This is a genomic window from Streptomyces sp. NPDC058086 (assembly GCF_042885015.1).
GTDB lineage: Bacteria > Actinomycetota > Actinomycetes > Streptomycetales > Streptomycetaceae > Streptomyces.
In genome coordinates, this window is sequence record NZ_JBHVST010000192.1 from 1 (window position 1) to 11314 (window position 11314).

Sequence of the window (11314 nt, forward strand, 5' to 3'; positions counted from 1 at the left end):
GAGTTGCCTGCGCGTCACGATCGTCTTCCTACCGGATCCGCCTTCCAGGCGGATCCGGATCGGCAAGATTGATCACGACGTCACACAGGCCCTAGGGCCCTTTTGATGGCTCTTGGTCGGACATCATCTGGCCAGCTGACACCACGCGAAGTGACTCGTGAGGCGCTGACTGCCTCGTCGGGCTCGCCCGTAACCGCCCAGGGACAGTTTCAAGAGCCGTCAGATAATAGGGGGCTGCTGGCGCCACCGACCTCGTCCATGCTGCCGCCCGAGCGGCGACGCCGAGCAGGCGCCGCACGCCACGGCCGGCGTGCCGGAACGGCCCGTCACGTCAGGCTCGACGGGACGATTCCGTAGCGGCGCATCTTGCGGTACATCGTGGCGCGGGAGATCCCGAGGTCCTGCGCGGTCCGCTGGACGTTGGAGTTGCGGTCCATCAGCCCACGCAGAATGGCGTCGCGTTCCAGCGCCTCGATGGTGGTCAGGACCTTGTGCGAAGACGCCCGGCATTCCGGCGGTAGGTCCTCCACGTGGATCACGCGGCCGGAAGGCCGCCGTGCCAGGCCGCGGATCACCGACTCGAGTTGCCGGACGTTCTCCGGCCAGGGGCATCGCAGAAGCAGGGCCAGCGCATCTGGGGAGAACGTGCTCTCGCCGCTCGGCTGGTACTTGCGCAGGAACAACCGCGCCAAGTGCTCGATGTCCCCATAGCGATGGCGTATGGGCGGCACCTCCACGGTGGCACCGCAGAACTGGTCCGGCTGGTCGTCGGTGCTGACCATCGACGGCTGGCTGGTCATCACCAATTGCCCCGTGGCGGTGCCGTCCAGGTGCGTCAACAGGCTCCTCAGCCGCCGCAGTAGCTGGTCACCCAACAAGTGGACGTCGCGCAGGAGGAGCACCCTGGACGGCACGGCAAGCAGCTCTCCGATGTCGTGCAGCCAGCGCTCGGTGACGGCTGCCGAATCCGACGGCGGCGGTTCCGCCATTTCCAGCCGGCGTCCGGCGCCATGGGCTCGGTGCAGGGCCTCGACGAGCGTCCTCTTGCCGACGCCGACTTCGCCCAGGAGATGAAGCCACGTCCCGGCCATGAACGCCGCCTCGCTGTCGGCGACGGCGCGCAGCCACTGCGGGGACGAGCCGACCAGTCCCAGGACCGGCCGAGCAGGTGTGGCGGAAACCGCAGGGCCGGGCTGGGAGCGTCCGATCAGCCGGACTCGGAAGACGGCGCCCGCGTCGCTGTCCTCGCGCCGACAGCGACTGACCCTGAGTTCGGCTACCCGTCCCGAGGGCAGGGCGATGCTGCGGGTCCCCTCAAGCCGGGGATGGTCGGCGATCTCACGGGCGTGGTCGAGCAGCGCATAGTGATCCGGCCCGGTCACGGCGGCACTGAGCTGTTCGTTCATCATGACTACATCGCGGTTGAGAGCCAGCACGGGTCCCGGCCGCGCCGAGGAGCACGCCTCCATGTAGTCCTGGAAAAGAGCCCGCTCGCGCCGCGAGGTGATCGCCGCGATTTCGGCCTCGATCTGGGCCGCAACCGAGCGGGCGAAAGCCATCAGCATGCCGTCGGAGCCCTGACGGATGGTAGTGAGGTTGAAGGCTCCCAGCAGGGTGCGCCGGGTGGGATGCAGGATCGGTACGGCCGCGCAGTGGAAGTCCCGCAGCGCCTCGACGTAGTGCTCCATCCCGGCGATCATGACCGGGCGGCCGCTGGCCAGCGCGGTCCCGATGCCGTTGGTGCCCACGTAGCGCTCGGCGAACACATGGCCCGGGGCCAGGTGCACGCGGTTGAGGGTCGTCGTCAGCCCCTCGTGAGAGACCTTCCGGGAGAGGACCACGCCGTTGCGGTCTGTGATCATCGTGGAGACCGGGTCGTCGGCGAGTTGCTCGTGCAGCCTGGCCAGGATCGGCAGCGCCGCCCTGGCGAGGGGGCTGTCCAGATTGGGGTTGTCCAGGTACGGAGCGTCGAGGCTGCCCGGCTTCACCTCGTATTCCATAGAGCGATGCCATGAGGCGACCACGAGCGGCCGTGCGCTTGGCTCCTTAGTGACTTCCAGGTAGAGCTCTTTGGCTGCTCTCAGTGAGCTTCCGGGTTGTTGGCGGGGCATTAACACTCCCGTACGGCGCGCGTCACAATCCCTCGGTGCAGTGATTGGACCAGCTCGACGGCGTGACGCCTACGGCATGTATCACATTGAGACATTCGCGGACGGATTCTGAGACATCGACCTGCGATCGGTGACCTGTGTAATCGGCGCACCACCCACCCGCCGACTCGCAGGGAGCCGCTATGAAAGCCGTGCAGGTCATCGAGTACGACGAGCCGCCCGTGTTCGTGGACGTGCCGGACCCGCAGATCACCCGTCCGCTGGATGTGATCGTGAAGATCGGGGGCGCCGGTGTCTGCCGGACCGATCTGCACATCCTCGAAGGACAGTGGAAGGAAAGGAGCGGGGTCGCCCTTCCGTACACGATCGGTCACGAGAACGCTGGTTGGGTCGCGGAGGTCGGGCAGGCCGTCACCAACGTCAAGGTCGGTGACCCGGTCATCCTGCACCCGCTGGTGACCTGCGGTCTGTGCCGCGCCTGCCGGGCCGGCGACGACGTGCACTGCATGAACTCGACCTTCCCCGGGATCGACACCGACGGGGGCTACGCCGAGTACCTGAAGACCACCGCCCGCTCGGTCGTGCCTCTCGACCCGTCCCTCGAGCCGGCCTCGGTGGCGGCCCTGGCCGACGCCGGGCTCACGGCGTACCACGCCGTCGCCAAGGCGGCCCGGGTGCTGCGGCCCGGTGACAAGGCCGTGGTCATCGGCGCCGGCGGACTCGGACACATTGGCATCCAGGTCCTGCGGGCCCTGTCGCCGGTCGAGATGATCGTCATCGACCGCAGCCCCGAGGCCCTCGCGCTGGCCAAGGAGCTCGGCGCCGACCACACGCTCGTCGCGGACGGCAGCGAAGCCGACCGCCTACGGGACCTCACCGCGGGGCACGGGGCGGAGGCCGTCCTGGACTTCGTCGGTGAGGGCGGCGCCGTCGAGACGGGCATGGCCTGCCTGCGCCGCAACGGCAACTACTACGTCATCGGCTACGGCGGCCACCTCCACGTGCCGACGATCGAAGTCATCTCCACGGAGATCAACTTCATCGGCAACCTCGTCGGGTCCTACAACGACCTCTCCGAGCTGATGGTCCTGGCGGCCCAGGGCAAGGTCAGCCTGCACACCCAGCGCTACCCCCTCGCGTCCTTCCAGGACGCCCTCGCCGACCTGGCCGCCGGTGCCGTACGCGGCCGAGCGATCTTGATCCCCTGACACGCCCAAGGAGCACTTCCATGCGCACGAGACCCTACAAGCGGTTCGCCGCCGTCGCGGCCGTCGCGGCCCTGACCGCCACCGCGTGCACCGCCGCCCAGGACCAGGCACAGCAAAAGCCGAAGGAGAAGGCCCCGCTCTTCAGGCTCAACTCGGAGATCAGCTACAAGAAGTACGGCAAGGACTACCCGGACACCAAGGTGGAGGACTTCCCGGGGCCGTGCAGCTATGAGGCGATCAGCCGGAAGGACTACTCCGGGCAGACGCTGAAGATCATCAGCCATGCCGTCCCGGTCATCGGCGAGCCGACCCAGCTGCACGCCAAGCAGTTCGAGGACATCACCGGCGGGAAGGTCGAGGTGGTCAACGTCCCCTTCGGCGAGCTGCATCAGAAGATCCTCACGCCCCTCCAGGCAGGCCAGCCCGCCTACGACGTGATGTTCTACCCCTCGCTGTGGATCGGCGACATGGCCCCGTACCTCGCGCCGGTGCCGAAGAAGTATCTGGACACTCCCGGCATGAAGGACGTCACGGGTACCTATAAGAACGTGGCGACTTGGAACGGAAAGGTCGTGCAGTACCCCATGGACGGGGACCGGCACTACCTCAAGGTCCGCAGCGACGTGCTGAACGACCCCAAGCAGCAGGCGGCCTACAAGGCGGCCACGGGCAAGGAGCTGAGAGTTCCGAAAACCTGGGCCGAATACCAGGACGTCGCCAAGTTCTTCACCGGCAAGGACTTCGATGGCGACGGCAAGCGCAACTACGGCAGTGCCGAGGTGACCAAGCGCGACGATCTGACCTTCTCCGCGTTCATCAGCCGTGCAGCGCCGTACGTGAAGAACCCGGACGTCAAGGGCGGTGTCTTCTTCGACCTTGAGACCATGAAGCCGCTGATCAACACGCCCGGCTTCGTCCGCGCCCTGGACGACATGGTGAAGGCCAAGTCGACCTGGGCACCCGGTGGCGCCAACTTCGGCCTGGGAGACGAGATCTTCTCCTTCGGAGGCGGCCAGACGCTGATGTCGTACTCGTGGGACGACGCCTTCATCCAGGCCCAGCAGCCGGACAGCAGGATCCGCAACAAGGTGCAGGCGGCGCCACTGCCCGGATCCAGCGAGGTCTACAACCGCACCACCAAGTCGTGGGACACGAAGGCGAACCAGGCTCCCTACTTCACCTGGGGCTGGACTTCGGCGGTGGCCAAGGCCTCGCGCCACCAGGAGATGGCCTTTGACTACCTGTGCTTCTTCAGCAACGAGGCCAACACCGCCCTCGACCTGACCATCGGCCGGTTCGGCGTCAACCCCTACCGCTACTCCCACTTCGACCCGAACTTCTGGGAGAGGCTGGGCTGGGACCCGAAGGTAGCCAAGTCGTACGTGAAGACGCTCTCCGGCATGGAGGAGAGCCGCAACCGCGTCTTCGACCTGCGCGTTCCCGGTGTCAACCAGTACATGTCCGCGCTGGCCAACGGTGTCGCCACGGCTCTGGCCGGACAGAGCTCCCCCCAGCAGGCGCTGGACGGCGTGGCCAAGGAATGGTCCAAGATCACCGGCCAGATCGGCAAGGACAAGGTCCAGAGCGCCTATCGCAACGTGGTCGCGCTCGAGGACAACTCGATCCGACCGTAGGACGCCCCGGGTGGCCGGACCGGACCGGCCGGCCACCCGGGGGCGCCCGCCCCCTTCCGCAAGGAGAACCATGGACGGCCTGCGCCGGCACAAGAGCATGTTCCTGCTGCCGGGACTGCTCACGCTCTTTCTGATCATCATTTTCCCGCTTCTGTTCACCATCCGGGTCAGCTTCTCCGGCTGGAACGTCAGCAACCCTCAGATGGACTTCATCGGAGGCGCCAACTACACCGCGATGCTGGACGACAGCCGCTTCTGGGCCTCCATCACCCGGCTGATCCTGCTGGCAGGCGGCACGGTCCTGATCCAGTACGCCATCGGGTTCGGTATGGCCCTGCTGGTCTGGCGCGAGGCACGCGGCCGCAGATTCTGGCGGGTGCTGTTCCTCGTCCCCATGATGACTACGCCCGTGGTGATGGCCGCCATCTGGCAGACGATCTTCCATGAGTCGCTGGGGCCGGCGAACGATCTGCTGGGGATGCTGGGTCTGACGAAAGTTCCCTGGCTCACCGAGTCCGGTCCGGCGCTGGTCGCGCTGATGACCGTCGAGGTCTGGCAGTGGACCCCCTTCATGTTCCTGTTGCTGCTGGCCGGCCTGCTCAGCCTTCCCAAGGAACCGTTCATGGCCGCCGCGATCGACGGCGCCGGCACCTGGCGCACCTTCTGGAAGGTGACCTTCCCGCTGATGGCGCCGGTCTCGGTCGCGGCGGTCATCATCCGGCTGATCGAGGCGTCCAAGCTCTCCGACAGCGTCTATGTACTGACGTCCGGCGGGCCGGGCTCCTCCACGGAGACCCCGGGTTACTACCTCTACATCCAGGGGCTCCGCGATCAGCAGACCGGCTACGGCGGGGCGATGTCCCTGACCTACCTCGTCCTGATGATCGTCACGCTCACGGTCATCGCCGCCCTGCTCACCAGGGCCTTCAAGCTGAAGGGGGACTCATGAGGTCGCGCCTTTATCCCGTATTCAAGTACACCGTGATCGCCCTGTGGGCCTGCTTCGTCGCGGGACCGTTCTTCTGGGCGATGACGACCAGCTTCAAGAACGCCAACGCCGTCCAGGGCGGTCCCACCTACATCCCCTGGGTGCAGTACAAGCCCACCCTCACCGGCTGGCGCAACATCTTCGGCGGAGCCGGCGGTATCGATGTGATCGATCCCTTCGTCAACAGCGCGATCATCACCATCGCCGCGTCCGCCATCAGCCTGGCCCTGGGGTCCCTGGCCGCCTACGCGCTGTCCCGGTACCGGTTCAAGCTGGGCTTCATCAAGAACAGCGACATCGTCTTCTTCTTCGTCTCCCAACGGATCATGCCCCCCGTCGTCCTGGTGATCCCCTTCTTCTACCTCCTGCAGTGGGGTGGCCTCCTGGACAGCATCCCGGGCCTGGTCATCGTGACGGTCGCGCTGCTGCTGCCCATCGCGGTCTGGGTGATGGTGGACTTCTTCAACGGCATCCCCCGGGAGATCGACGAGATGGCGATGCTTGACGGCTGCCCCCCGTTCCAGACCTTCGTACGGGCGATCCTGCCGAACTCCCTGCCCGGGCTGACCGTGGCGGCGATGTTCTGCGCCGTGTTCGGCTGGAACGACTTCTTCTTCGCCTTCCGGCTGACCTTCACCGAGGTCCAGACCCTGCCCCAGGCGGTCGTCGCCCTCAACTCCTCCATTCCACCATGGTGGACGCTGTCCGCCGCCGCGCTCTTCGGCGTGGCACCTCTGATCCTGCTCGCCCTCTGGGTGGAGCGCCTACTGTCCAAGGGGAACCTGTCGGGAGCCGTCCGATGAACCTCAGCGCCACTGATCTGTGCCTGACCGTCGACGGCGTCGACCACCTCAAGAACGTGACCGCCACCTTCCAGCCGGGACGGCTCCACACCGTCATCGGCCGGACGATGGCCGGGAAGACGACGCTGCTGCGGGCCCTGGCCGGCCTGCAGAAAGTGGACTCCGGCTCGCTGACCCGGGCGGGAACCGACTTCCTGAAGACGCCGGTGTGGCGGCGCGACACCGCCATGGTCTACCAGCAGTTCATCAACTACCCGCATCTCAATGTGTACAACAACGTGGCCTTCCCGCTGAAGCGGGCCGGGCTGTCACGAGACGAGATCCAGCGACGGGTCCGCCAGAGCCTGGCGAGCGTGGGGCTTGCGGACTTCGAGAAGCGCAAGCCCTCCCAGCTCTCCGGCGGCCAGCAGCAGCGCGTTGCGATGGCTCGCGCCCTGGCACGCGGTACCGGCATCCTCCTGCTCGACGAGCCACTGGCGAACCTGGACTACAAGTTGCGCGAACAGCTGCGCGACGAGTTCAAGGCCCTCTTCTCGGACCAGGGCGACACGATCGTCATCTACACGACCACCGAACCCGCCGAGGCGATGATGCTCGGGGACGTGGTCCTGGTCATGCACGAGGGGCGGATCCTCCAGACCGGCACCCCGCAGGAGGTCTTCGAACGCCCGGCGACCACCACGGTGGCGTCCATCATCAACGACCCGCCCATGAACATCTTCGCGGGCCGGATCGAGGGCGGCCAGGTCACGGTGGCCGGCTTCCAGGCCACGCACGTCTCCGCGCACCTCGCTGACCTGCCCGACGGTGCCTACCAGTTCGGCCTGCGCGCCACCGACGTCACCTTGGCTTCCAGCGGGGTCGAGGGCGAGGTCACCTTCGTCGAGATCTCCGGCTCCGAGACCTTCGTCCATGTGGTCGTCGGTGAGACCCCCTTCGTCGTGCAGATCGAGGGCATCCACGACGTCGCCCTCGGCGACCTGGTCAAACTTCGGCTCCGTCCCGACCGGCTGTTCGCCTTCGACGAGCAGGGGACGCTCGTGCGAACACCTTCATACGATCTCGCTTCAGTGGAAGGGCACTGATATGGCGCAGTTGGACATCGTCGACGTCGGGCACGCGTACGCGCCGGGTGCCGAGGAGGAACGGTGGGCTCTCAAGCCGCTGAAGCTGACCTTCGAGTCCGGCAAGACCTATGCGCTGGTCGGACCCTCGGGCTGCGGCAAGACGACGCTGCTGAACATCCTGTCCGGCCTGGTCAGACCATCCCGGGGACAGGTGCTGTTCGACGGCGTCGACGTCACCGCCCTGCCCACGAAGGCGCGCAACATCGCCCAGGTCTTCCAGTTCCCCGTCATCTACAAGTCGATGACGGTCTACGAGAACCTCGCCTTCCCGCTGCAGTGCCGGCGCTGGGACAAGGCGAGGATCGACGCCAAGGTCCGGCAGGTTGCCGAGGCCCTGGACCTGCACGACCGGCTTAGGCAGCCCGCTCGCGGGCTCACCGCCGACGACAAGCAGCTGATCTCACTCGGCCGCGGCCTGGTCCGTGACGACGTGGCGGCCGTCCTGATGGACGAGCCGCTCACCGTGATCGACCCGCAGCTGAAGCACTCGCTGCGGCGCAAGATCCGTGAGATCACCGAGCAGTTCCAGCCCACGGTGATCTATGTGACCCACGACCAGTACGAGGCGATGAGCTTCGCGCAGGAATTGCTGGTCATGAAGGATGGCCGCGCCGTGCAGCAGGGCACCCCTGAGCAGCTCTTCGAGGCGCCCTCCTCCACCTACGTCGGCTACTTCATCGGCTCACCGGCGATGAACTTCCTGACCGTGGACCGCAACGACGGGCACTTCGCGCTGGGCGGCCGGACGCTGTCCGCTGCCTGGGACATCCCCCGGAGCACGACCGAGGTCCAAGTCGGCGTCCGGCCCGAATACGTCAAGGTCGTCACGGACCCCGGCCCCAACACCTTCCCCGGCCGGCTGCGGAGCGTCAGCGACCACGGTGCGCAGCGCATGCTCGAGGTCGAGGTCGCCGGGCAGCTCGTCAGGTCCAAGACGCCGCGGGAGCAGGGAGTTCCGGCGGGCGAGGAGGTCTTGGTGCATCTGCCGCGCGCCAAGGTCCTTCCGTACGCCGGCGGTCAGTTGGTACTCCAGTCGTAACGATCCGTCGGGCATGCCCGCGCCACCTACCCGCTCCACCGCAGCGGGCCGCCCATCAGGGGCCCGCCGCGGCGCGCGGGGCGCCGCAGCCGTGCGGCGGAATGCCGCGACGCGTCCGCTGTCGTGGGGTCGGCGAGCCGGCGACAGCAGACCGAGGTCGTACCATCCGCCGTACGCAGCGCCCGTTTGATGCGGAACGCACAGACATCAGCGAAGGAATCCCGTGATCTTCATTACCGCCAAGTTCCGAGTCCGTCCCGAGCACGCAGACCGCTGGCCCGAGATCACCGCCGACTTCACCCGGGCCACGCGCGCCGAGCCCGGCTGCCTGTGGTTCGACTGGTCGCGCAGCGTGGCGGACCCGACGGAGTACGTCCTGGTCGAGGCCTTCCGCGACGACGATGCCGGCGCCAAGCATGTGCAGACCGCGCACTTCAAGGCTGCGCAGCAGACGCTGCCGCCCCATCTGGCCGAGACGCCGCGCATCGTGAACGCGACCGTTGCTCAGGATGACTGGTCGCTCCTTGGGGAGATGGCCGTCCCCGGACAGGAGTAGCTCCCTGTCCGGACGCGCGTCAGCGCGCAGCAGTTGAGCTCAACGCGGTCGAACATGTCGCGTGCCGCGTCGATGCCGCCCAGTACGGAGGCGATCCCCAAGCGGCTGTCCGCGATGCCGTGCAGTGTCTCGTCGGAGAAGTAGTGCAGCGACACCTTGATCTTGTCGAGCGGCGCGTGCCGCAGCCAGGAGCGGTTGGCTCGTACACGGGTGCCGTTGGTGATCAGCGTGTAGGAGCCGTTCGGGCTCCCGAGGGCGCTGGCTGCGGTCGCGGCGCGTCAGCGGAGGCGGAGTGTCGGCCTCGTTGTGGCAGAACCAGCACGCCTAGCAGGCACCGACCTGACCCTCGACCATCCATTGTCACCTTGACGAGCCGAAGTCAGTAACGGAGCCCTACTAGCCTCCCCATTTCGCTTCGAGTGGTTGAGCTGGGGTGATGGCGGAGGACTGGTGCTGTCGGCACCTGGTCGTTGAGTGGGCATGGCTTGAGCCCGACGCTCGGGCCGGGGTCTCCAATGGGTTCCTCGGTGGTGGGCGGGCAGGGACAGCGCCGCAGGTCAGGCGGCCGGTCGCGGTAGCGCCGTGAGGCGGGCGAAGGCGTTGATGAGTTCGTGCCGCCAGGGCTAGGTCGCGGCGATCCGCAGGCGAAGGCGGCGACCGCCGCGAGTGATGCGGGCGGCTGCGTGCAGCAGCCGGTAGCGCAGCTTCTTTGGCTCGGCGGTGGCTAATTCTCCTTCCAGCAGCAGGGTCTGGGTCCAGGCGAGCAGGTCGGTGGCGGCCAGGGACAGCTCCAGCCACGCTTGGTTGAGGGTGAAGTGGCGGGAAAGGAAGCGGCCGAAGCCGGTGGTCTTTCCGCAGCGGATGCGGTCCTCGACGCGTGCGTGCGCGCGGTGACAGACCTCCAGGTGCTGCAGCGAGCCTTCACCGTAGGGGGTGTCGGTCAGGAAGACCTGGTGGCGCATGCCCTCGTCGAGGTCGAACACGGACAGTTGGGCGCCGGGGTGCGGGTGTTCGCGGCGGACGATGATCCTGGTGCCGTCGGGGTAGCCGTCCAGGTCGACCATGCCGGTCAGCTCGGCGACCTCGGCACCAACGCGCAGGGTGCCGTCCTGCTCCAGCGCGGGGTGCCAGACCTCATCGGGCAGGGCGCGGATCGCGCGGCGGACCGGCTCGGTGACGGGATGTCCGACCGAGAAGGACGTGTGGACGCGCAGGGCCCGCAGGTGAGCCAGGAACGCTTGGCTCCTCCGGCGCTGTCGGTGCGGACGAGGATGGGGGTGCCGCGGCGGCGGTCGTCGGGGATCTGGGCGAGTGCCGCATCGAGGACGGTGATGTGGTCGGCGGCGGTGTTGGCGCCGGCGTTGCCTGGCCGCAGCAGTCCGGCCAGGGCTTCGCCGGTGTTGTCCAGGAAGCACAACAGCGGGTGATAGCCGAAGCCCCGCTTGTAGGTGGCTGCGGCCTGCTCTTTCTCGGAGTGGCAGGTGACCAGGGTGGCGTCGATGTCAATGACCAGCCCGGGCAGGTCCCGCCCGCTGGCCTGGGCCGCGGGTATGCCGCTGTCCGTCTCAGCGGCCTGCAGCCAGGCGACCTCGCGCGCTGCAGCTCGGGCCGTGCGCAGTGCTGCCAGTGCCATGTGGTCGATGCCGGCCAGGAGGCGCCAGGCGGTCGGGGTGGAGGCCACCGGGCCGAAGACCTCGGCCTGGTCGCGCAGTAGGGCCAAGTCGGCGATGGCTTCGCCGCCGTCGGCGAGCATCGGGCGCCGCTGACCGAGAGGCCGTACCGGGCGGCGAGCGCCGCGAGGTCTTCGTCGGCCGTGGCCGGCGTCGGGGGCGGTGTGTCGAGCACCCG

Annotated in this window: 8 protein-coding genes and 1 pseudogene; 7 read left to right on the forward strand and 2 right to left on the reverse strand. The window is 67.5% G+C overall.

Going from position 1 to position 11314, the window contains the following annotated elements; translation table 11 throughout:
* Window positions 1–326: 326 nt before the first annotated feature.
* A complete protein-coding gene (locus ACFVWD_RS55790; RefSeq protein ID WP_389606659.1) occupies window positions 327–2000 on the reverse strand; it encodes a sigma-54-dependent Fis family transcriptional regulator in 1674 nt (557 codons plus the stop codon).
* Window positions 2001–2293: 293 nt separating this feature from the next.
* Between ACFVWD_RS55790 and ACFVWD_RS55795 the strand changes: the two genes are divergently transcribed.
* The 7 genes from ACFVWD_RS55795 to ACFVWD_RS55825 all read left to right on the forward strand — a co-directional run bounded on the left by ACFVWD_RS55795 (window position 2294) and on the right by ACFVWD_RS55825 (window position 9466).
* Window positions 2294–3319: an NAD(P)-dependent alcohol dehydrogenase gene (locus tag ACFVWD_RS55795; protein WP_389606661.1), complete on the forward strand. Its 1026-nt coding sequence runs from the start codon at window positions 2294–2296 to the stop codon at window positions 3317–3319.
* 20 nt (window positions 3320–3339) lie between these two features.
* The gene (locus ACFVWD_RS55800) at window positions 3340–4953 is read left to right on the forward strand and encodes an extracellular solute-binding protein (RefSeq protein ID WP_389606662.1); all 1614 of its coding nucleotides are present in this window, start codon (window positions 3340–3342) and stop codon (window positions 4951–4953) included.
* 70 nt (window positions 4954–5023) lie between these two features.
* Window positions 5024–5902, forward strand: coding sequence for a carbohydrate ABC transporter permease (locus ACFVWD_RS55805; protein WP_389606664.1), 879 nt, complete (start codon window positions 5024–5026; stop codon window positions 5900–5902).
* Window positions 5899–6744, forward strand: coding sequence for a carbohydrate ABC transporter permease (locus ACFVWD_RS55810; RefSeq protein WP_328760337.1), 846 nt, complete (start codon window positions 5899–5901; stop codon window positions 6742–6744). The genes ACFVWD_RS55805 and ACFVWD_RS55810 overlap by 4 nt, the downstream gene beginning before the upstream one ends.
* The gene (locus ACFVWD_RS55815; RefSeq protein ID WP_389606665.1) at window positions 6741–7829 is read left to right on the forward strand and encodes an ABC transporter ATP-binding protein; all 1089 of its coding nucleotides are present in this window, start codon (window positions 6741–6743) and stop codon (window positions 7827–7829) included. Before ACFVWD_RS55810 ends, ACFVWD_RS55815 begins: the two co-directional genes overlap by 4 nt.
* Window position 7830: 1 nt before the next feature.
* Window positions 7831–8910 (forward strand): ABC transporter ATP-binding protein, encoded by a 1080-nt coding sequence (locus tag ACFVWD_RS55820; RefSeq protein ID WP_389606667.1) that lies wholly within the window; start codon window positions 7831–7833, stop codon window positions 8908–8910.
* Between the two features lie 223 nt (window positions 8911–9133).
* Complete coding sequence (locus tag ACFVWD_RS55825; protein ID WP_389606669.1) at window positions 9134–9466, forward strand: putative quinol monooxygenase; 333 nt, start codon at window positions 9134–9136, stop codon at window positions 9464–9466.
* A 626-nt stretch (window positions 9467–10092) separates the two neighbouring features.
* Here ACFVWD_RS55825 and ACFVWD_RS55830 read toward each other — a convergent pair.
* Window positions 10093–11314: pseudogene (locus tag ACFVWD_RS55830) on the reverse strand (IS1380 family transposase); the annotation flags it as partial.